This is a genomic window from Nocardia sp. NRRL WC-3656, assembly GCF_000720265.1.
GTDB lineage: Bacteria > Actinomycetota > Actinomycetes > Mycobacteriales > Mycobacteriaceae > Nocardia > Nocardia nova.
Genome location: NZ_JOJF01000019.1, coordinates 1 through 21,668, shown reverse-complemented (window position 1 = coordinate 21,668; position 21,668 = coordinate 1). Strand labels below are relative to the sequence as shown.

At 67.7% G+C, this 21,668-nt stretch carries 20 protein-coding genes; 12 read left to right on the top strand and 8 right to left on the bottom strand.

What is annotated here, in order from left to right; all coding sequences use genetic code 11:
- Positions 1–92 precede the first annotated feature (92 nt).
- Positions 93–1,094, top strand: a complete 1,002-nt coding sequence (locus IG65_RS0123390; protein WP_030517098.1) for an aldo/keto reductase — start codon at positions 93–95, stop codon at positions 1,092–1,094.
- A 33-nt stretch (positions 1,095–1,127) separates the two neighbouring features.
- Here IG65_RS0123390 and IG65_RS0123385 read toward each other — a convergent pair whose 3' ends face one another.
- Positions 1,128–1,598 carry a PaaI family thioesterase gene (locus tag IG65_RS0123385; RefSeq protein ID WP_030517097.1) on the bottom strand — a complete coding sequence of 157 codons (471 nt, stop codon included), beginning with the start codon at positions 1,596–1,598 and terminating at the stop codon, positions 1,128–1,130.
- Between the two features lie 227 nt (positions 1,599–1,825).
- Between IG65_RS0123385 and IG65_RS37925 the strand changes: the two genes are divergently transcribed.
- The gene (locus IG65_RS37925; RefSeq protein ID WP_156055745.1) at positions 1,826–1,963 is read left to right on the top strand and encodes a hypothetical protein; all 138 of its coding nucleotides are present in this window, start codon (positions 1,826–1,828) and stop codon (positions 1,961–1,963) included.
- Between the two features lie 81 nt (positions 1,964–2,044).
- Here the strand turns inward: IG65_RS37925 and IG65_RS38615 are convergent, their stop codons facing one another.
- Positions 2,045–2,977 (bottom strand): AraC family transcriptional regulator, encoded by a 933-nt coding sequence (locus tag IG65_RS38615; protein ID WP_195073744.1) that lies wholly within the window; start codon positions 2,975–2,977, stop codon positions 2,045–2,047.
- 183 nt (positions 2,978–3,160) lie between these two features.
- Between IG65_RS38615 and IG65_RS38610 the strand changes: the two genes are divergently transcribed.
- The 4 genes from IG65_RS38610 (at position 3,161) to IG65_RS0123355 (ending at position 5,925) form a co-directional block, all read left to right on the top strand.
- The gene (locus IG65_RS38610) at positions 3,161–3,715 is read left to right on the top strand and encodes a cupin domain-containing protein (protein ID WP_030517094.1); all 555 of its coding nucleotides are present in this window, start codon (positions 3,161–3,163) and stop codon (positions 3,713–3,715) included.
- Between the two features lie 13 nt (positions 3,716–3,728).
- A complete protein-coding gene (locus IG65_RS0123365) occupies positions 3,729–4,283 on the top strand; it encodes a hypothetical protein (protein ID WP_156055743.1) in 555 nt (184 codons plus the stop codon).
- A gap of 68 nt (positions 4,284–4,351) precedes the next feature.
- Positions 4,352–5,425 (top strand): MerR family transcriptional regulator, encoded by a 1,074-nt coding sequence (locus IG65_RS0123360; protein WP_156055742.1) that lies wholly within the window; start codon positions 4,352–4,354, stop codon positions 5,423–5,425.
- Complete coding sequence (locus tag IG65_RS0123355; protein ID WP_030517091.1) at positions 5,422–5,925, top strand: hypothetical protein; 504 nt, start codon at positions 5,422–5,424, stop codon at positions 5,923–5,925. Before IG65_RS0123360 ends, IG65_RS0123355 begins: the two co-directional genes overlap by 4 nt.
- A gap of 24 nt (positions 5,926–5,949) precedes the next feature.
- Here IG65_RS0123355 and IG65_RS0123350 read toward each other — a convergent pair whose 3' ends face one another.
- The 3 genes from IG65_RS0123350 to IG65_RS36060 form a co-directional block, all read right to left on the bottom strand.
- Positions 5,950–7,080, bottom strand: coding sequence for an alkaline phosphatase family protein (locus tag IG65_RS0123350; protein ID WP_030517090.1), 1,131 nt, complete (start codon positions 7,078–7,080; stop codon positions 5,950–5,952).
- A 78-nt stretch (positions 7,081–7,158) separates the two neighbouring features.
- The gene (locus IG65_RS0123345) at positions 7,159–8,328 is read right to left on the bottom strand and encodes a diguanylate cyclase (RefSeq protein ID WP_081879701.1); all 1,170 of its coding nucleotides are present in this window, start codon (positions 8,326–8,328) and stop codon (positions 7,159–7,161) included.
- Between the two features lie 114 nt (positions 8,329–8,442).
- Positions 8,443–10,428, bottom strand: a complete 1,986-nt coding sequence (locus tag IG65_RS36060) for a serine/threonine-protein kinase (RefSeq protein ID WP_051756725.1) — start codon at positions 10,426–10,428, stop codon at positions 8,443–8,445.
- Positions 10,429–10,564: 136 nt separating this feature from the next.
- On the opposite strand from IG65_RS36060, the gene IG65_RS35035 reads away from it, so the two are divergent.
- From IG65_RS35035 to IG65_RS0123320, 4 genes are all read left to right on the top strand, one after another.
- Complete coding sequence (locus IG65_RS35035) at positions 10,565–11,242, top strand: hypothetical protein (RefSeq protein ID WP_036525528.1); 678 nt, start codon at positions 10,565–10,567, stop codon at positions 11,240–11,242.
- A 79-nt stretch (positions 11,243–11,321) separates the two neighbouring features.
- Entirely contained in the window at positions 11,322–11,759 is a 438-nt protein-coding gene (locus tag IG65_RS0123330; protein ID WP_030517087.1) for a helix-turn-helix transcriptional regulator, read from the top strand.
- Between the two features lie 17 nt (positions 11,760–11,776).
- Positions 11,777–12,187, top strand: a complete 411-nt coding sequence (locus IG65_RS0123325; RefSeq protein WP_030517086.1) for a VOC family protein — start codon at positions 11,777–11,779, stop codon at positions 12,185–12,187.
- 61 nt (positions 12,188–12,248) lie between these two features.
- A complete protein-coding gene (locus IG65_RS0123320) occupies positions 12,249–14,624 on the top strand; it encodes an excinuclease ABC subunit UvrA (protein ID WP_030517085.1) in 2,376 nt (791 codons plus the stop codon).
- 152 nt (positions 14,625–14,776) lie between these two features.
- Here the strand turns inward: IG65_RS0123320 and IG65_RS0123315 are convergent, their stop codons facing one another.
- Positions 14,777–15,619 carry an SDR family oxidoreductase gene (locus IG65_RS0123315; protein ID WP_030517084.1) on the bottom strand — a complete coding sequence of 281 codons (843 nt, stop codon included), beginning with the start codon at positions 15,617–15,619 and terminating at the stop codon, positions 14,777–14,779.
- Between the two features lie 81 nt (positions 15,620–15,700).
- On the opposite strand from IG65_RS0123315, the gene IG65_RS0123310 reads away from it, so the two are divergent.
- Both IG65_RS0123310 and IG65_RS0123305 read left to right on the top strand, forming a co-directional pair.
- Positions 15,701–16,324 (top strand): TetR/AcrR family transcriptional regulator, encoded by a 624-nt coding sequence (locus tag IG65_RS0123310; RefSeq protein ID WP_030517083.1) that lies wholly within the window; start codon positions 15,701–15,703, stop codon positions 16,322–16,324.
- A 14-nt stretch (positions 16,325–16,338) separates the two neighbouring features.
- The gene (locus tag IG65_RS0123305) at positions 16,339–17,196 is read left to right on the top strand and encodes a dienelactone hydrolase family protein (protein WP_030517082.1); all 858 of its coding nucleotides are present in this window, start codon (positions 16,339–16,341) and stop codon (positions 17,194–17,196) included.
- Between the two features lie 160 nt (positions 17,197–17,356).
- Here the strand turns inward: IG65_RS0123305 and IG65_RS0123300 are convergent, their stop codons facing one another.
- Together IG65_RS0123300 and IG65_RS35030 are read right to left on the bottom strand one after the other, a co-directional pair.
- Positions 17,357–21,310: a DNA-directed RNA polymerase subunit beta' gene (locus IG65_RS0123300; RefSeq protein WP_030517081.1), complete on the bottom strand. Its 3,954-nt coding sequence runs from the start codon at positions 21,308–21,310 to the stop codon at positions 17,357–17,359.
- A 135-nt stretch (positions 21,311–21,445) separates the two neighbouring features.
- Positions 21,446–21,668, bottom strand: a 223-nt coding sequence (locus IG65_RS35030; RefSeq protein WP_036525526.1) for a hypothetical protein, incomplete at its 5' end; no start/stop codon positions are given.

The window sequence follows — 21,668 nt, the reverse complement described above, 5'->3', positions numbered from 1 at the left end:
CTGCCCCGGCGCGGCGGCCGCAGCCAGGGATCGCCGATCCCCCGATAAACGATCTCTGCCGAAGGCGGCGGATCGAGGCGCAGGATTCGAGCATGACTATCGAGCAGACACAACTGGGCGCGACGGGCCCGAAGGTCGGACGCATCGGTCTCGGCGCGATGGGGATGTCGGGCGCCTACGGGAAATCCGACGAGACCGAATCCATCGCCACCATCCACGCCGCCCTCGACTCCGGCGCCACCCTCGTCGACACCGGCGATTTCTACGGCGCCGGACACAACGAAATGCTGATCCACCGGGCCCTCGCCCAGCGCCCGCGCGAGGACTACCAGCTGAGCGTGAAATTCGGCGCCCTGCGCGGTCCGGACGGCGGCTTCGGCGGCGTCGACACACGCCCCGAGGCGATGCGCAACTTCCTGCACTATTCGCTGCAGCGGCTGGGAGTGGACTACGTCGACATCTACCGTCCCGCACGGCTGGATCCGGCGGTTCCGATCGAGGACACCGTGGGCGCGATCGCGGAGATGGTGCAGGCCGGCTATGTGCGTCACATCGGGCTGTCCGAGGTCGGCGCGCAGACCCTGCGGCGAGCGGCGGCAGTGGCGCCGATCGTCGATCTGCAGATCGAGTACGCCCTCATCACCCGGGGCATCGAGCGCGAAATCCTGCCCACGGCACGGGAACTCGGCATCGGGATCACCGCCTACGGCGTGCTCTCGCGCGGCTTGCTGAGCGACTCCCTGCGCGCGAACCAGACCTTCGCCCCCGATGATTTCCGCGCCCACAGCCCGCGATTCCAGGGCGAGAACCTCACCACCAATCTCCGGCTGGTCTCCGCGCTGGCGGAGACCGGCGACCGGCACGGCGTGAGTGTGGCACAGCTGGCGATCGCCTGGATCCTGACCCGGGGCGCCGATATCGTCCCGCTGATCGGCGCGCGCCGGGTCGACCGCTGGACCGAAGCGGTTGCCGCACTGGATATTCGGCTCTCCGAGTCGGAGCTCGCCGCGATCGAGGCGGCGGCGCCCGCCGAGGCGGTCGCCGGTGACCGCTACGCCGCCCCGCAGATGGCCATGCTGGACAGCGAGCGCTGAATCTCCTTCGCCGCCCGCGTATTCGCGGCGCGGCTACTTGCGGCGCGGCCGGATCACCGCGGTGAACGTGGCCGCGGCGACCGACTTGCCGGTGCTGTCGGTGATGTCGACCGGCATCGCCAGTTCCACCGGCTGCTGCGCGGCGATATCGGCGCGGGCCTGTTCCAGTTCCGCCGCGGTCAACTCCGAGGTGGCGCGGAACGGGCCCGCCTCGCCCTTGGCCCGGGCCAGATATTCGATCCGGCCGTCGCGCGCGACGATGAACGTCTCGCCCATCAGGTCGACGATGCCGGAAATGGAGGCGCCCATCGCGGCCGTCTCCGCGAGGCCGAACAGGATCGCGGCATGCACGTCGCCGTTGTGATTGAGGTGTTCCGGCTTCGGCGCCATGCTCACCACATTGCGGCCGGGCAGATATTCCACCCCTTCCACCCCCGCGAACCGGATGAATCCCAGCTTCTGAAATCCGGCCATCACCAGCTCGCCCATGGCAGCGTGGTCCATTGCGTCTCCCGTCGCACCCAAAATTGAAACGTGTTCCACTTTTTTACTCTGTACGAGGAAACCTGTCCACAGCACGCCGCCACACCGGTTCGACAGGAGTGCCCGAAAAATCCGAAAAGAAGGTTGTTCAGATTCGGCGGATTTTGGTTAAGCTTCATTCCACTGCGCTGAGCACGGCAGGACAACCAACCGGGTCCGCGGACCCATGATGCACGAGGAAGCAGTTCATGAACGCCTTTATCGCCCTGATCGACTCCAACTCCGCCGGCACAGTGAACTCGAACAGCGTCTTCACCAACATCATGAACCTGTTCGTGACGGGGTCGGCGGGGTCCGCCACCCAGGGCGGCGGCATCTTCAACTGAGCCGCGCTCCGCAACCTCGGCCCGCCCCCGACCCCATGCACGGAGGCGGGCCGTCGGCATTCCGGCGGACAGCAGGGATTTTCAGGCGCGCAGCTGACCGGGAGTGGTGTGGAAGCGGCGGCGGAACGCCTTGGTGAAACTACTGGCCGAACCGAATCCCAGATCCGCGCCGATATCGGCGACGCTGCGCTGCCGGTAGGCCGGATTCCGCAGGCGGTCGCGGGCGATCTGCAGCCGCTGCTCCCGGATGACCTCGCTCGGCGTGGTGCCGGCCTGACTGAAGGCGAGTTGCAGCTGGCGCAGCGACCAGCCGAGGGCCGCCGCGACGCGCGCGCCGGTGAGCTCCGGATCCCCCGCATGCGTGCGGATGTAGCGCCGGGCACTCACCTCCACCTGTGCCAGCTGGGCGGGCGCACTCGGCGGTTCCCCGAGAATCTGCATACACAGCAGATCCACCAATTGTTCTGCGACCGTGTCGAATTGGTGGTCGGTGAGCGCGGCGCGCTCGGTGTACAGGGTGCCGGCCACCGCTCCGGCGACGCCGCCGATCCCGGTGCTGAGATCGAGCGGCCGCGGCGGCGGCTCCCGGCGGTTCAGACGATGCCGGATGTCCTCGCGCGCGATCGTGACGATGAGCCCGTGCGAGCCCTCACACATCGACATCTGGAAGGGTTCGTCGGTGGACACCAGGCACGCACTGCCGGGCGGCAGGGAACCGGTGTCGTCGCCGTGGCGGAAGGCCAGGGTTCCGGTGATCGGTACGAGCAGACGGTAATCGTGGTCGGGGTCGGTGCGAATGAGCCGCGGACTCCGGAAATAGGTGACGGCATCGGATTCCCAGCCGACGAGTTGATACGACTCGGTACGGCGCAGCGAGGTCCGGCCGTGAAAGTCCGCGGAAGTCGGGAACCGGTAGCCCAGCGCGCACTGGTACGAGCTGATCAGATGAGCCCAGTAATCGACCCGCTCGTGCGGCTCGATCGCACTCGTCGTCTCCGATTCGGCAGTGGTCATCGTCGATATCATCGCCGGTTTTCCGATTCTGCGCACGCGAACAATGGACGTGCGTTTCAGGACACGTGGGCACGCCCCGGCGCTCGCTACCGTGCCGGAGAGCTGATATCCGGAAACGGGCTGTACAACGGCGGAATACGGGTCCGGATCAGCGCGGAATGGATGAGGATCAGGAGGTTTTTCATGCGCAGGATCGTGGTCGGGGACGACGGCGCCGGACAGGGCACAGTACTTTCCGACGAGAAGGTCGAGCCGCTGACGCTGGCATTGCTGCCGGGGGCGCAACTGCATCGGATGTGGGAGGTCGACGAACTGCCCACACTTCCCGTCGACCGGATGCCGTCCGATGTCGACACCAGCTACTTTCCCGGCCCGGGCGGAGTGCGCTTCGGATTCATCTCCGTCCCACCGGGTTTGAGTTACGAGCCCGACGCCGAGCTGTCCGAGGCCGAGATGGCGGCGGTGGCGGCCGAGGCGGAGCAGAAGCTGCCGGGCATGATGGCGGCCTTCGACCCGGCTCGTCCCGGCGTGCACGCCACCGAGAGCGTCGACTTCGTGGTGGTGCTCAGCGGAGAGGGCCGCCTGCGGATCGGCGACGGTGAGGATGTGGCACTGCGACCGGGCGATTGTGTTGTGCAGCACGGCGCCCCGCATGCCTGGTTCAACGACGGCACCGAGCCGTTCGTGTTCTGCTACACCCTCTGCGGCGTCGAGCGGACCACGCCGACCGCACCGTGAGGCGAGCGCGACGATGAGAATTTCCGGAAGTCGTTGGCGCAGCTTCGAATACACGCCCGTCGACGCCGGTCCGTGCGCGGTGGAACTGCCCTCCGCCGCCGTGGGCGTACCGCGGCGATTCTTCGACTGCCTGCTGGTGCGCATCGTCGTCGAACCCGGGGACTGCCCCATCAGCGGTGACGCCGTGCGCGCGGTCCGGCAACTGTGCGCCGACAGCGACGCATCCTTCGTCGTCCTCGCCGGCAGTCCGTTCTGCGCGACGGGCGGCAGTCGTTTCACCTTCGCCTCCGGTCACGCCGACGTGCTGACCCATCTCGCCGACACCCTGGACGTGCTGGCCGAGTTCGCCGATCGCCTGGAGGAACACGGCGAACGCGCCCACGCGATTCCGTTCGGCTGGAACGTCGCGTGCCGGATGGAGATGCCGGCGCGGCCGTGGACGTCGACGCTGACGCTGCGCGCACCGGCCCCGCCGCTGCGCTTCGACGGATTCGCACCCGCACCCCGCGGGCGTCCGCATTGCCCGCACGCCCTCGTGTCGGCGCATTCGCGCACCTTCCGGCGGTGAGTCGAGCCACCGCTCGTGAAATCCACCGCTCTTGACCTTCAGGTCGGCTGAAGCTTCATGATGGGGCGGTGGCGGAATCCGGAATGGTGACGATCGGAGCGTTCGCGCGGGCCAGCGGGCTCACGGCGAGCGCACTGCGGTTCTACGCCGACTCCGGACTGCTACCGCCCGCGATCGTGGATCCGGTGTCGGGATATCGGTACTACGCCGACGACCAGCTGGAACGGGCGGTGGCGATTCGCGGTTTGCGCGAGATCGGCATGCCGCTGGACACCATCGCGGCGGTGCTGACGGCCGAGGGCGAGAGCGCGGGACAGCTCATCGACGAGCATGTCGCCGGGCTGGAACAGCAGGTGCGGCGCGCTCGGGGACGGGCAGCCGAGATCAAGGCGACGCTCGGCTCCGGGCGCGGGTGGGCGGTCGCGACGGTCAGCGGCCCCGTCTTCGCGACGGCGGTCGAACAGATACTCGCCGCGACCGTGCACGAGCCGGAGCATCCCGTCTTGAGCGGTGTCCACGTCGAGGTCTCGGCGGAGTCGCTGACGCTCACGGCCACCGACCGCTACCGGCTCGCCACCCGCACCCTCGTCCCCGAGCGGCCGAGTTCGACCGAGTGGGCCGCGACCGTCGACGGTGACGATCTGCGGCTGGCCGTGCCGCGGATCCGCCGCCACCACCAGGTCCGGCTGGATGCCGGACCGCATTCGGTCCGGTTCCGGGCCGGTGAGTCGCCGGCCGGCACATGCCGCATCCTGCCGGGGCCGTTTCCCGACCACCGCATGCTGCTGGGTTCCATCGACACCGCCCGCACGCGCGTCGTGACGCCGAGGGACGCACTCGTCCGGGCGGTGGAATCGCTACGCGCACGCCATATCCGGCTGTGCGTCCGCACCGGGGCAATTTCACTCATCGGGGCCGGTTCCGATGCGGCCGAACAGATTTCGGCCGCGGTCACCGGACCGGATATCGAGCTCACCTTCGACATCACCACCCTCTACCCGGCGATCGGCGCGGCCATCGGCCCGGACGTGATGATCGACATCGCCGGTCCGAAGCAGCCCGTCGTCATCCGATCCGCGGACGACGGCGACCTCACCACCCTGGCGATGCCCGTCGCCCCTGCCCAGTTCGAGGAATCATGACCGACACCGTTGCCCACGACCCCACCATGGCGGCCATCGGCGCGGCCGTGGAACGCGGCCGGCAGGGCGAAACCGACTCCGCCCGAGGGCAACTCGCCGAACTGTGGGAGACGATCGGACCGCTGGGCGATCCGCTGCACCGCTGCACCCTCGCCCACTACCTGGCCGACCTCCACACCGATCCGGCCCAGGCACTCGTGTGGGACATACGGGCCCTCGACGCGGCCGGCGCCCTCACCGAGGCGCGGGTGCAGAGCCATCACGCGAGTCTGCACATCGCCGGGTTCTCCCCCTCGCTGCATCTGAACCTCGCCGACAACTACCGGCTGCTGGGTTCGTTCGACGCCGCCGCGGAGCACATCGCCGCGGCGCGCGACCATGCCGGCGCGCTGGCCGAGGACGGCTACGGCCGGCTCATCCGCACGGCGATCGACGAGGTCGGCGCGGCGATCGATCGACGATCGACCCGGCGCCGCGATTCCGCGCCGTCGCCGTCGTGACCGAAAGCCGCGGGGCCGCAGCCACTATCCGCCGACGACCACCGGTACCAGTTGCTCGTCGTCGGTCCACGCGCCGTGGTGGCCGAGCAGTGTCGATTCGACAGGTTCGCGACCGGGGCAGACGAGCACGCTGCGATCGCGTGCCACGGCGATGATGTCGCCGATCCGTTCGGCGATCGCCGAATCGGGCGGGGTAGGCCCGAACCAGTGCTCGGCCAGCGCCTGTTCGCGACTCACCACACGTGCGTGCCCGGCCAGTTCCTCGGTCCACGCGGCCAGCACATCGGGCAGCGCGCCGGGACGTTCCAGGTAGACGTGCCGCGCCCGGGCCTCCCCGCCGATCAATCGCACCTCGCGATGCAGGTCGGCGCGTGCGTCCAGATCGACGACCTCGCCCGCGCGAATCATGCCGTGATCTCCGGTGACGATCAGTGTGCACGTCGCGGGCAGTTCGGTGAGCAGATCCGCCACGCACGCATCGATCCGGGCCAGTTCCGCCAGCCATTGCGCCGATCCCGGACCGTGCAGATGTCCGTTCGCGTCCAGCTCCGGATAGTAGGCGTAGGCGAATCGGGACCCGGAGCCGGAACCGGCCGCGACGGAAAGGATTCCGTCCCGGACGCCGTCCAGGTCCTCGGCCGGGTGCAGCGTGCCCGGGGCGCGGAAGACGGCCCGCGTCAGACCGGATCCGCCCTGATATCCGGGAACGACGTAGTGCACGTCGACGCCGTGCGCGGCGAGGTCCTGAACCCGGCTGCGAGCCGGCTGTATCTGCTCGGGCGGGTACTGCTCGCGGGCATCCGGACCGGTCGCACTGTCCAGACGCCAGCGCAGCGCGTTGAGCAGTCGCGGCCCCGCGGCGGCGGGCACGGCGAAGCTGTAGCCGATGATGCCGTGGGTCGCGCACGGTGCGCCGACCGCAAGGCTCGCGAGCCCGACCGCGGTCGTGGCCGGGAATCCGGTGGCCACGGTGGTTGCCACATGTGCGGCCAGCGTCGGCGCGGTGTCGCGGTGGCGGGCGAGCAGTTCGGCGCCCAACCCGTCGACCAGCAGCACCACGACATCGCGGTTCGGCCTCAGGCCCAGCGGATTGTGCACATCCATCCCCAGGGCGGCGGCCACCGAGGGCAGGACGTCGGCGAGTGAGTAACGCATCATCGCCCATGGTGCCGCATCGATTCCGCTGCGACGAGCCGATTTCCGAGCCGACCCGCGGCGGCTCGGGTTTCCCGCTCAAGCGAGAGGTCCGCGCAGTTCCCGCACGACGATGGCATTGCCGCCCCGTTGTTTTGCGTGATACATGGCGGTGTCCGCGAAGCCGAGAAGCCGCTCGGGCGAGACACCGTCACCGGTCGCTGCACCGAGGTCGACGACCACCACGCCGATGCTGGCGGTGACCGCGGCCCCATCGCTCGAATTCTCGACCGCCCGCCGCAGCCGCTCGGCCATCGCCCGAGCGGCTCCGGCGTCCAGCGGACCGACGATCGTGAACTCCTCACCACCGGTGCGCGCGATGGTGGCAGTGGGGTCGGCGGTGTCGCGCAACCGTGCCGCGATTCTGGCCAGCACCCGGTCGCCCTCCTGATGCCCGAAGGTGTCGTTGACCTCCTTGAATCGATCCAGGTCGATGACCATCGCGCAGAGCGGCGCGCCGGGGGCGAACACTCTCGGTAGGTGGTAATCGAGGCCGCGCCGGTTCAGCAGGGTTGTCAGCGGATCCGACAACGCGTTCGTGCGCAGTACCCAATAGAAGAACTGCAGCGTGGGCAGCACGAAGACGACGGCGAGGACCATGATCAGCGCGGTGGCCATCGCAAGGGGGACGTCGCGATCGGAGTCGGAAGAGATCATCATTCGTCCCGTGACCAGCAGCACCGAGAACAGCGACCACCCCGCGTGCACGGCGAGAGCCTTGGCGCTGTGGAAGAGCGCGAGATAGCCACCGGCCAGGATGAGAGTGGTCGCGTTGATCATCGCCACGCTGCCGGAGACCAGCAGGCTGCAACTCGTGATGGCGATATCCGCGACCGCTATCAACGCCAGTGACACCGAAGCGGTCGGCCAGGGCAGTAGATACCAGCGCAGGGCCGCCAACAGCGCCACAACGGCGAACAGGCCGATCACCGCCCGGCCGAACGCGCTCTGCGGGCCTTCGGGCGACAGCAGGAGCATGAGGGCGACGAAGCACAGGCCCAGCCCGGATGTGCCGATCGAGAATTTCAGCAAGCCGAGCGCCCCCTGGTTCCGGAGCGTGCTCAGCAGCCAGCGATAGTCGATGGGTTCTCGCCACCACATCCGCACGGCACGCAGTCCGCCGGAGTTCAGCGCGTCGGCGACACGTGTCCGCGCGGACACGCCCCTGCTGCGGCGAGGCTCGACGCCGACCGGCTCGGGTGCAGCCATCCGACAACGTTAGGACCGCGTCGGACGCCCCGTGAAGTGCCGCAGGACCAGCGATCGATGGCCGTAATGCCCTCCTCCGCCCAAACCTCGAACGAGCCTGGCTCGGTGCCGGGATCAGTTCCGGATTTCCCGGATGAACACCCGGCCGTCACGGGTGGTGGTGATGGCGGTGTAGGCGCGATAGAGGAAACCGCGGTCGGGGCGGCGTTCGAACACCTGCACCCGGTAACGGTCCGGGACATCTCCACCGGTCACGTGCACGCAGTGCTGGGTGCCGACGGGGGCCTGGTCGATCTGCCTCTGCAGGTTTTCGGCGGAGGGGACGGCGGTCGATTCCGGAGCGACGTATTCCCGGGCCGCCGAACCGCTTCGGGTGTCGTACCGCGCGTATTCGTAGCCCAGCACGGCGTCCGGGCCGGATACGGTGCCGCCGGGCGCGTCGTCGTTGACGTCGGTCGCGGTCCGGGTGGCATAGCACCACGGAACACTGTCGGGCGCAGCGGCTTTCGCATCGGGGGTGGCTGTCGCATCCGGCGCGGCGACACCCATCGGCAGCTGCGGCCACCAGCGATCGTAGATCTCCAGCGCCGCATGCTTGGTCCAGCGCAGGCCGAGGACGAATCGGGAACGCTGCGCATCCTGCGGGAACAATGTGTACAGGTCCTGCGTCCCGGTCGAGTCCGGCGTCGGCAACACCACATCCAGCGGTTCCGCGAAACCTGGATGCTTCGCCAGCAGGTCCCCACTGTGTTTACCGGCGTCTGCTGCGAATTCGACTGCGGCATCGCTGTTTTCGAGATCGACGATCTCCACGCGCAGATTCCGATCCGGATTCTCGCAGGCGACGGCCGCTCGCTCTCCCGCCGTCGCATCGATCGCGCACCGCGTCCCCGACCACCCCGTCTCCCCGGGCCGATCGGACAACAGCTGCGGGAAACTGTCCACGATCAGCCGATGTTTCGCGTCCCAGCCGACAGGAGCCGAACCCCGGCCCGACAGTTCCCCGATCGCCAGGCCCGCCCCGGCCACGAGGACCACGACTGCGACGACGGCCGCGCCCCGCCGGATCCACCTCCTCGGCCGCGCCCCGACGCGAACCGCCGGCGAAGCGATCGACGGCTCGCCCCGCGTCGGTCGATGCCCCTGCCCCGGCACGTCGAATGCCTGCCGCACCGGAATTCCCGCCTGCGTGACTGCCGCCGCCCCTTCCTCCTCGGCACGGTCCGGGGCACGATACACATCGAGTACCGAACCAGATCCTCTGCCGTGAAAGGCATTTCGTAGATCGGCCGCGAACTCTCCACAGCTTCCGTACCGCTCGCCCGGGTGTTTCGCCATTCCCCGCACGAGCACCGCGTCGAGCGCCGGCGGCAGGTCCGATCGCACCGCGGTCAGCCGGGGAATCGGTTTGGTGACGTGCCCGGCGACCACCTGCCCGGGATTGGTACCGGCATAGGGCGGCCGGCCGCACAACAGGGTGAACAGGGTGCAGGCCAGGGAGTACTGATCGCACCGATGGTCGAGCGGTTCACCGGAGAGCTGTTCCGGGGAGGCGTAGGCGAGGGTGGCGGTGAGGGTGCCGGTCACCGTGAGTTCGGTATCGGCGTCCTGCAATCGGGCGATGCCGAAATCGGTGAGGACCGCCCGTTCGGCGCGACCGGCCTCGGGTGTCTCGAGCAGGATGTTCGCCGGTTTGATGTCGCGGTGCAATACCGCCTTGCTGTGCGCGTAGTCCAGTGCCGCAGCGGTTTCGGTGACGATGCGCAACACCCGCTCGGTGGTGAGAGCCCGCCGGTTTAGCCGCGCCGCATCGGTACCGTGCACATACTGCATGGATATCCACAGGTGTCCGGCATCGGCGCCGCGGTCGTAGATCCGCACGATGCCCGGATGTTCCAGGCGGGCAACGATATCGGCTTCCTGATCGAACCGGCGCCGGCGCTCGTGATCGGCGGAGACCTCCCGGTCGAGCAGTTTCAGTGCCACCCGGCGCGGCAGCCGGGGGTGGCGGGCGAGATAGACCGTTCCCATTCCGCCACGGCCGAGGACGCCCTCGATGAGGTAACCGGCGAACGTCTCGCCGATCGCGAGTGCGGCCACGGTCCCCCTTCTGGTCGAGCCCACCGAGGCGTCAGCAGCTTACCGGGCGGATCCGCCGGCCCTCGCCGGGCGGTGGCCTCCTCCGATACCGTGGATATCCAGCGTCGCGTATGTCGATGAAGGTGGTGAGATCGCAGTGTTCGACCCGTTGGCCGATATCGACCGGGCCCTCGCCGACCGGGCCGGATGGACGTGGTTCGACGACCACCTGCTGTACACCTGCGGGGTGCTCGATCTGCTGCGTCGCGAGGAGTTGGCGCGGATGCCCGTCAAGTCGACCCGGATCCGGATCGACCCGGGCGAGGTCTGTATCGCGGAAGGCCCGGCGACCTGGTCGTTCTGGCGAGCGCCCGGGGACGGCAGCTGGACCCGCAACAACGTCTACGTCGCGGGCAGCGCCTCCTTCGTCGCGGCCGCGCAACTGGGGAACGCGCTGGTGAATCAGGCCCGGCGCCAGCGTGCGGAGGCGGCGTCGCAACCGCGCTGGATCGCCGAACGCCCCGGTTCGGTCATGATCTCCGACCGCCGCATCCACCTCACCAACCCCGACTACTCCTTCCGGATCCGGTGGGCATCGCTGGAGACGATCGACCTGACCGCCGCCGATCAGGTGGTCGCGCGCTACGTCGACCGCAATCGGGCCTTCCACCAGTGGCAGGTCCGAACACCTTGGGCCGTACTGATATTCGTCGTCGCCGCCCATCTGCACTTTCCCAATCATCCGCTGCTGCTGTCCGGAAATTGGCTACCCGCCGGTTTCGAGGACAAATGCCATCTCGCGGGGAAGAAATGCCCACCGGTCCGAGAACGCTGACCTCGCCCGCCGCCACCCCTCGTCCCGCTCGTGGTGAGGGTTGCTGGGCAATGTCGGCGCCGCGTGGCACCATCGCGTTGTGAGCAGCACACCTGCCCCCGACCCGCGCCTGCGCGATCTCGCCCGGCTGCGCAAGGTCCGCGACCGCATCGACCGGGAATATGCGAAACCCCTGGATGTGGAGGCCCTCGCGCGCGATGTGCACATGTCCGCGGGGCATCTGAGCCGGCAGTTCCGCCTCGCCTACGGGGAATCGCCGTACGGATATCTCATGACGCGGCGAATCGAACGCGCGATGGCGCTGCTGCGCCGGGGTGATCTCAGCGTGACGGAGGTGTGCTTCGAGGTCGGCTGCCAATCGCTGGGCACCTTCAGTACCCGCTTCACCGAACTGGTCGGAGTGCCGCCGAGCGTCTACCGGCGCGAGGCCGCCGACGCCACCCTGGGCATGCCGTCGTGTGTCGCGAAACAGGTGACCAGACCGATCAGGAATCGAGAAGCGCAGGTTACCGAGTAGGAATTAGCGTGAGCGACATGGACATCACCATTCACGACACCTTCCTCCCGCAAGACGATCCGGAGGCCGCGCTGACGTTCTACCGCGACACGCTCGGCTTCGAGGTGCGCAACGACGTCGGCTTCAAGGGCATGCACTGGATCACGGTCGGCCCCGCCGGACAGCCGGACATCTCGATCGTGCTCTACCCGCCGAACGCCACCCCCGGCGTCACGGAAGAAGAGCAGCGCACCATCTCCGAGATGATGGCCAAGGGCACCTTCGCCAGCCTCAACCTGGCGACCAAGAACGTCGACGAGGTGTTCGAGCGGCTGCAGGCGAACGGGGCCGAGGTCGTGCAGGAGCCGACCGACCAGCCCTACGGACTGCGCGACTGCGCGTTCCGCGATCCCTCGGGCAATCTGCTGCGGATCCAACAGGCCTCCTGAGCCGACCCCGACAACCGAGCCGGCCGGCGGACCAGGCCGCCCACCCTGAATTGGAGAAACCATGAGCAAGGCCTCGACGCCGGACCGGCACGTTGCCGACACCCACGACCTGATCCGCGTACACGGTGCGCGGGTCAACAATCTCAAAGACATCAGCGTCGAAATTCCCAAGCGTCGCCTGACCGTCTTCACCGGCGTCTCGGGATCGGGGAAGAGTTCGCTGGTCTTCGGCACCATCGCCGCGGAATCGCAGCGGATGATCAACGAGACCTACAGCGCCTTCGTCCAGGGCTTCATGCCGACGCTGTCGCGGCCGGAGGTCGACTTCCTGGACGGCCTGACCACCGCGATCTCGGTCGACCAGGAGCGGATGGGCGCCAACCCCCGCTCCACGGTCGGCACCGCCACCGACGCCAACGCGATGTTGCGCATCCTGTTCAGCCGCCTCGCCCAGCCACAGATCGGCTCGCCGAACGCCTATTCGTTCAATGTGCCCTCGGTGACCGCCAGCGGTGCGATCACCGTCGAGCGTGGCGGTAAGACCAAGGCCGAAAAGGCGACCTTCCACCGGCTCGGCGGTATGTGCCCGCGCTGTGAGGGCATGGGCTCGGTCACCGATTTCGATCTGACCGCCCTCTACGACGAGAGCCTGTCGCTCAACGAGGGTGCGCTCACCATCCCCGGCTACAGCATGGACGGCTGGTTCGGCCGCATCTACCGCGGTTGCGGGCTGTTCGACCCCGACAAGCCGATCCGCAAGTACAACAAGCGCGAACTGCACGACCTGCTCTACAAGGAGCCGACCAAGATCAAGGTCGAGGGCATCAACCTCACCTACGAGGGGCTGGTCCCGAAGATCCAGAAGTCGATGCTGTCCAAGGATGTCGATTCGCTGCAGCCGCATATCCGCGCGTTCGTCGAGCGTGCGGTGACCTTCACGACCTGCCCGGAATGTGAGGGCACCCGGCTCAGCGTCGAGGCCCGGTCCTCGAAGATCGGCGACAAGAGCATCGCCGACGTCTGCCGGATGCAGATCAGCGATCTCGCCGAATGGGTGCGCGCACTCGACGAGCCGTCGGTCGCGCCGCTGCTGAAGGGCCTGCAGCACCTGCTCGACTCGTTCACCGAGATCGGCCTCGGCTATCTGTCACTGGATCGGCCGGCGGGCACGCTCTCCGGCGGTGAAGCACAGCGCACCAAGATGATTCGCCACCTCGGCTCGTCCCTGACCGATGTCACCTACGTCTTCGACGAACCCACCATCGGCCTGCATCCGCACGATATCGAGCGAATGAACAACCTGCTGTTGCAGTTGCGCGACAAGGGCAACACGGTGCTGATGGTGGAGCACAAGCCGGAAGCGATCGCGATCGCCGACCATATCGTCGATCTGGGTCCGGGGGCCGGAAGCCAAGGCGGCACAGTCTGTTTCGAGGGCGATATCGAGGGGCTGCGCGCCAGCGACACGATCACCGGCCGCCATCTCGACGATCGGGCGAAACTCAAGGACGCGCCCCGGAAGTCGGCCGGCGCGTTGGAGATTCGCGGCGCTTCCACCCACAATCTGAAGGATGTCGACGTCGACATCCCGCTCGGGGTGCTGTGTGTGATCACCGGCGTGGCCGGATCCGGTAAGAGTTCGCTCATCCACGGGTCGGTCGCCGACCGCGACGATGTCGTGGTGGTCGATCAGGGCGCGATTCGCGGATCCCGGCGTAGTAATCCGGCCACCTACACCGGACTGCTCGAGCCGATCCGCAAGGCATTCGCCAAGGCCAACGGCGTCAAGCCGGCGCTGTTCAGCGCGAACTCCGAGGGCGCGTGCCCCACCTGCAACGGCGCCGGCGTGATCTACACCGATCTGGCGATGATGGCCGGCGTCGCGACCACCTGCGAGGAATGCGACGGTAAACGCTTCCAGGCGGCGGTTCTGGACTATCACCTCGGCGGGCGCAACATCAGCGAGGTACTGGAGATGTCGGTGGCAGAAGCCGAGGAGTTCTTCGGCGCGGGTGAGGCGAAACTCCCGGCGGCACACAAGATTCTGCAACGCCTCGGCGATGTGGGACTCGGCTATCTGAAACTGGGTCAGCCCCTCACCACGCTGTCGGGTGGTGAACGCCAGCGCATCAAACTCGCCACCCGCATGGGCGAGAAGGGCGGGATCTACGTTCTCGACGAGCCGACCACGGGCCTGCATCTCGCCGATGTGGAGAACCTGCTCGGCCTGCTCGACCGCCTCGTGGACTCGGGCAAATCGGTGATCGTCATCGAACACCACCAGGCGGTCATGGCGCATGCCGACTGGATCGTCGACCTCGGTCCCGGGGCCGGCCACGACGGCGGGCGCATCGTCTTCGAGGGAACGCCGGCCGATCTGGTCGCCGATCGCTCGACGCTCACCGGCGAACACCTCGCCGCCTACGTCGGCGGGTAATTCGCGACCCACCGCGACAGCGATCGCTTCTCCGAGCGCCTGCCGGTTCCGGTCGACCGGAACCGGCAGGCCGGGTGCGTCGGCGCGGGCGGCTCAATGCTGCGCCGACGCGGTCTGTGGTCGCCCGAATCAGCGAGCGGGCGGGTAGGGCGTCATGCGGTGTCCCCACCGGCGGGATCGGCCAGGCCGCGTTCGTAGGCCGCGCGGGTGGTTGAACCGCGGGTCGCGGCGACCTGATCGGGAACCATGCGCCGGAAGGTCAGGTCGCGCAGGCGCTGCGGGAGCAGTTCGGCGAGCCGGACGAGCGGACCGATGTATCGCGGCACGGTGACCTCGAAACGAGGGTGTTCGAGGGTCCGCAGCACCGCGCGGGCGACATCGGCGGGCTGGAGCAGTTTCGCGGCGCCGGTGGCGGTTCCCGCGGCCAGTTCGGTCGCGACCACCCCCGGCATGATCACCGAGATCCGCACGCCGCTGCCGCGCAGTTCCTCGCGCACGCCGGTCAGATAGCCGAGCACCCCGTGTTTGGTCGCGGCGTAGGTCGATTCGCCGGGCGGAGACAATCGCGCGGCGGCCGAGGCGATCGTGACGATGTGGCCCTGCCCGCGCGCCCGCATGCCCGGTGCGACCAGCCGCACACCGCGGATGACGCCGTGCAGATTGACCTCCAGCATGCGCACGGTCGCAACCTCGGGCTCCGCGTCGAACGGGCCCACCCACATCACCCCGGCATTGTTGACCAGCACGTCGATCGGACCCCACAGCGATTCCACGGCGGCGACGAAGCCGCGGAAGGAGTCCGTGTCGGTGACGTCGAGCGCGAAACCGCGCACGGTACCGGACAATTCGGCCGCGGTGGCGACGGCCGCCGGTTCGTCCCGGTCGCCGACGGCAACCCGGGCACCGGCCTCGGCGAGCACGCGCGCGATCTCCCGGCCTATGCCCCGCGCACCGCCGGTCACCGCGACGACACGACCGGCAATCGGTGAGATCATGGATGGTTCTCCATTCTGACATGCCTGCGTGTCAGCAACGATGCTCTAGTGTGCCATAGGCCGGGACGTAAGGACAGGGGCATGTCGGGACGGAAGTATCAGGGACTGATGCCGGACGAGCGCCGCCTGCAGCGGCGCGCGGCGATCCTGGACGCCGCGCTGGAGGTTTTCGGCACCACCGGGTATGCGGGCAGTTCGGTCAAACAGATCTGCCGGGTCGCGCGGCTCACCGAACGGTATTTCTACGAATCCTTCGCCGACCGCGAAAGTTGCCTGGCCGCCCTGTATTCCGAGCTCGTGGACCGGGTGTGCGCCGCCACCACGACCGCGATGATGTCGGCGGGCGACGACATCGACGACCGAACCCGTGCCGGAATACAGACGTTCATCGAATATCTGACCGAGGATCGGCGACTTGCCAGAGTGGCCCTGATCGAGGCCGTCGGCGTGTCCTCCACCATGGAGGAGCGCCGCCACGAGGTACTGCGCGAATTCGCGGAGATCGTCACCACCACCTGGGCCGCCGCCCGCTCCGAACCCCTGTCGGCCAAACAACATGCGGCCGCGGTCGCCCTCGTCGGCGGCGTCAACCACCTACTGGTCGACTGGCTGATGAGCGGCACACCCCACACCCCCGCCGCACTCACCGACGTCTGCACCACCCTGTTCATCGCCGCCCGCCACACCCTCGAAGCGGAAGCTTGATCGGCGGAGACATCATGTCCGACGACACCCTGATCGATTTCACCTGTGAATCGTTCACTCATGCTGGCATCACCCATGCGATCCTCCGATCCGGGACGGGTCCGGCTGTGATCGTGATGACCGAGGTTCCCGGCATCACGCCCAAGGTCGCCGAATTCGCCCGCCAGGTCCGCGCTCTCGGCCTCACCGCGGTGCTGCCGGATATGTTCGGCACGGCCGGGCGCGACCCGAACCCCGCCGGGCACGGCCTGCCGAGCAGCCTCGCCTACGGCGTCGGCACGATCGCCCGGCTCTGTATCGGACGGGAGTTCAGCCTGCTCGCCGGGCCGAGCGGCTCACCGATCACGACCTGGTTGCGCGCGCTGGGTGCCGCCGAGCACCGACGCTGCGGCGGACCGGGCATCGGCGCCGTCGGAATGTGCCTGACCGGCGGCTTCGCACTCGCCATGGCCGCCGACGACCACCTGCTCGCACCGGTGCTGTCGCAACCTGCCACACCGGTGCCGCTGACCGAGCGCCGGCGCAAGGGGATCGGTATCGCCGCAGCGGATCTCGCGCGAATCCAGCAGCGCTGCGCGCAGGGCCTCGACGTTCTCGGCCTCCGATTCCGCGGTGACCGGCTGGTGCCGGAGGAACGATTCGCGCACCTGCGCCGCCAACTCGGGCCGGCCTTCGTGGCCGTGGAACTGGATCCCGAGGATGCGAACCCGGCCGCGTTGACGCCGCCGCACTCGGTACTTACCGAACATCTCGTCGATACACCCGGCCACCCCACCCGCCGGGCCCTCGAATTGGTTCTCGAACACCTGCGAACCCGCTTGCTCGATCCCCGCGACGAGGCACCGGGCCGGCCGTCACCCGACGAGTCGTAAGCCGCCGCGTGGGAGCCGAATCTTCGAGCACCGGAGAGTATTTGGATGCAGTCGGCCGTCTCGGCCCAGCGCATCACCGCCGAGGAGTTCCGGGGTCGGCAAACGACAACGCCCCGCCTCGGATCGACCGAGGCGGGGCGAATTGCCTTACTACGCAGCGTTACCGGTAGTCGCTGAAACCGTAGTCGTCCAGCGGGACCGCGGCACCGGTGGTGGTGCCGAAGCCCTCCGGGCTGTAGTAGGTGTCGTCGTAGGACGGCACCGCGTACGCCGCGGCACGGGCCTCTTCGGTCGGTTGCACCTGGATGTTGCGGTAGCGGTTGATACCGGTACCGGCCGGGATCAACTTACCGATGATCACGTTCTCCTTCAGGCCGATCAGCTTGTCGGAGCGGCAGTTGATCGCCGCGTCCGTCAAGACACGAGTCGTCTCCTGGAAGGAGGCCGCCGACAGCCACGAATCGGTGGCCAGCGACGCCTTGGTGATACCCATCAGCACCGGGCGACCCGACGCGGGCTCGCCACCCTCGGCGACGACGCGGCGGTTGGACGCCTCGAACTCCGAACGCTCCACCAGCGAACCGGGCAGGAACTCCGTCGCACCCGAGTCGATGATGGTCACGCGGCGCAGCATCTGGCGAACGATGACCTCGATGTGCTTGTCGTGGATGGATACACCCTGCGACCGGTAGACCTCCTGGACCTCGTGGACCAGGTGGATCTGCACCTGACGCGGGCCCATCACGCGCAGCACCTCGTGCGGATCGGCCGAGCCCTCCAGCAGCTGCTGGCCGACCTCGACGTGGTCGCCGTCGGCGAGCAGACGCTCGGAGCCGTCCTCGTGCTTGAACACCCGCAGACGCTGACGCTTCGACAGCTTGTCGTAGACCACCTCGTCCGAACCGTCGTCCGGAATGATCGTGATCTTGTAGAAGCGGTCGTCGTCCTCGAGCCGCACCCGGCCCGAGACCTCCGCGATCGGCGCCTTGCCCTTGGGCACACGAGCCTCGAACAGCTCCTGCACACGGGGCAGACCGCCGGTGATGTCGTCACCCGCGACACCACCCTGGTGGAAGGTACGCATGGTCAGCTGGGTACCGGGCTCACCGATGGACTGGGCGGCGACGATACCGACGGCCTCACCGATGTCGACCAGCTTGCCGGTCGCCATCGAGCGGCCGTAGCAGGTCGCACACACGCCGGTGCCGGTGGTGCAGGTGAGCACCGAGCGGACCTTGACGTCGGTGATGCCGGCCTCGAGCAGCGCCTCGATGGCGGGGTCGCCGAGGTCGTGACCCTTTTCCACGATGACGTTGCCGTTGGCGTCGACCGCGTCGGCGGCCAGCGTCCGGGCGTAGGTGCTGGTCTCCACGTGCGGATCGCGGATGAGCAGGCCGTCGGGCTGCTTCTCGGCGATCGCGACGAGGATGCCGCGCTCGGTGCCACAGTCGGTCTCGCGCACGATGACGTCCTGCGACACGTCCACCAGACGACGGGTCAGGTAACCCGAGTCGGCGGTACGAAGCGCGGTGTCGGCCAGACCCTTTCGCGCACCGTGGGTGTTGATGAAGTACTCCAGAACGGTCAGGCCCTCACGGAACGAGGACTTGATCGGCCGCGGAATGAACTCACCCTTCGGGTTGGTCACCAGACCCTTCATGCCCGCGAGGGTACGAGTCTGGGTGAAGTTACCCGTGGCGCCCGAATCGACGATCGTGATGATCGGGTTGTCGGCCGGGTAGTGCGCACGCAGCGCCTTACCGACCTCTTCGGTCGCTTCCTGCCAGATCTTGACCAGGGCGTTGTTGCGCTCCTGGTGGTCGAGAGCACCACGCTGGTACTTCTTCTCGATCTGGTCGGACTGCGCCTCGTAGCGCTCCATGATCTCGGCCTTCTCCGGCGGAACGAGAACGTCCGACATGGAGACGGTGACACCCGAACGCGTGGCCCAGTAGAAGCCGGCGTCCTTGAGCTTGTCGACGGTCTGCGCGACCACGATCATCGGGTAGCGCTCGGCGAGATCGTTGATGATCGTCGCCTGCCGCTTCTTCGGCATCTGCTCGTTGATGAACGCGTAGTCGGCGGGCAGCAGCTCGTTGAAGATGACCCGGCCCAGGGTGGTTTCACACAGCCACGCGTCGCCGCGCCGCCAGCCCTCGGGGAACAGCTCCGCCTCGACATCCTTCGGCGGACGCTGCTCGGTGAGACGCACCTTGATCAGCGAGCGAACCGTCAGTTCGCCGCGGTCGACGGCCATCTGGGCCTCGGCCGGCGACGCGTAGACGCCGTGCTCGGGAGCATCCGCGGTGGCAGGCCGGTACTCGCCCTTGGCGCCCTCTTCCAGGCGGGTCAGGTAGTACAGACCGGTCACCATGTCCAGACGCGGCATGGCCAGCGGGCGGCCGGACGCCGGAGACAGGATGTTGTTCGACGACAGCATCAGGATGCGGGCCTCGGCCTGCGCCTCCGCCGACAGCGGCAGGTGCACGGCCATCTGGTCACCGTCGAAGTCGGCGTTGAAGGCCTCACAGACCAGCGGGTGCAGCTGGATGGCCTTACCTTCGACCAGCAGCGGCTCGAAGGCCTGGATACCCAGGCGGTGCAGCGTGGGCGCACGGTTCAGCATGACCGGGTGCTCGGCGATGACCTCTTCGAGGACGTCCCACACCTGGGCACGCTGCCGCTCGACCATCCGCTTGGCGGACTTGATGTTCTGCGCGTGGTTCAGGTCGACCAGACGCTTCATCACGAACGGCTTGAACAGTTCCAGCGCCATCAGCTTGGGCAGACCACACTGGTGCAGCTTCAGCTGCGGACCGACGACGATGACCGAACGGCCGGAGTAGTCGACGCGCTTACCGAGCAGGTTCTGACGGAAACGACCCTGCTTACCCTTGAGCAGATCGCTCAGGGACTTCAGCGGGCGGTTACCGGGGCCGGTCACCGGGCGACCGCGACGGCCGTTGTCGAACAGCGCGTCCACGGACTCCTGCAGCATCCGCTTCTCGTTGTTGACGATGATCTCGGGGGCGCCGAGGTCGATCAGTCGCTTGAGGCGGTTGTTGCGGTTGATCACGCGACGGTACAGGTCGTTCAGGTCGGAGGTGGCGAAGCGGCCACCGTCGAGCTGAACCATCGGGCGCAGCTCCGGCGGGATCACCGGAACGGCGTCGAGAACCATGCCCATCGGCGAGTTGCCGTTGGCCTGGAAGGCCGCGACGACCTTCAGGCGCTTGAGCGCGCGCAGCTTCTTCTGGCCCTTACCGGTGCGAATGGTTTCGCGCAGGTTCTCGGCCTCGGCGTCGATGTCGAAGTTCTCCATCAGCTTCTGGATGGCTTCGGCACCCATCGCGCCGGTGAAGTACTCGCCGTAGCGGTCCTGCAGCTCGCGGTAGAGAACCTCGTCCACGATCAGCTGCTTGGGAGCCAGCTTGGTGAAGGTGGTCCAGATCTCGTCGAGCCGGTCCAGCTCGCGCTGGGAACGGTCGCGCAGCTGGCGCATCTCACGCTCGCCGCCGTCCTTGACCTTGCGGCGGACGTCGGACTTGGCACCCTCGGCCTCGAGCTCGGCCAGGTCGGCCTCGAGCTTCTGGGCGCGGGCCTCCAGGTCGGCATCGCGCTGGTCGGCGATCGCCTTCTTCTCGACCTCCATCTCCGCCTCGAGCGTGGACAGCTCGTTGTGGCGCAGATCCTCGTCGACGGCGGTGATGACGTAGGCGGCGAAGTAGATGATCTTCTCGAGATCCTTCGGCGCCAGGTCCAGCAGGTAGCCGAGGCGGCTCGGCACACCCTTGAAGTACCAGATGTGGGTGACCGGCGCGGCCAGCTCGATGTGTCCCATCCGCTCGCGACGCACCTTGGCGCGAGTCACCTCGACGCCACAGCGCTCACAGATGATGCCCTTGAAGCGCACGCGCTTGTACTTGCCGCAGTAGCACTCCCAGTCCCGGGTGGGACCGAAGATCTTCTCGCAGAACAAGCCGTCCTTCTCCGGCTTGAGCGTGCGGTAGTTGATGGTCTCCGGCTTCTTGACCTCACCGAAAGACCAGTTGCGAATGTCTTCGGCGGTAGCCAGGCCGATCCGGAGTTCATCGAAGAAGTTGACGTCTAGCACGTAACTTCCTTTCCCCTGTTCGGGTTCAGTATCGAGCAAAGTTCGCTAGTTCTTCCGCCGGAGCGGACCGCTGCCACTTCCGCGGAGCGGGAAACTATGCCCCGGCGCCCAATGCGGGCGCCGGGACCGATCGGCTCACTGTGCGAGGTCGTCGACCGTCGCAGCCTCGTTGCGGGACAGGTTGATGCCGAGGTTCGCCGCGGCACGCTCGAGGTCCTCGTCGTCACCGTCGCGCATCTCGATCGCAGCGCCGTCGGAGGACAGCACTTCGACGTTGAGGCACAGCGACTGCAGTTCCTTGAGCAGAACCTTGAACGATTCCGGGATACCCGGCTCGGGAATGTTCTCGCCCTTGACG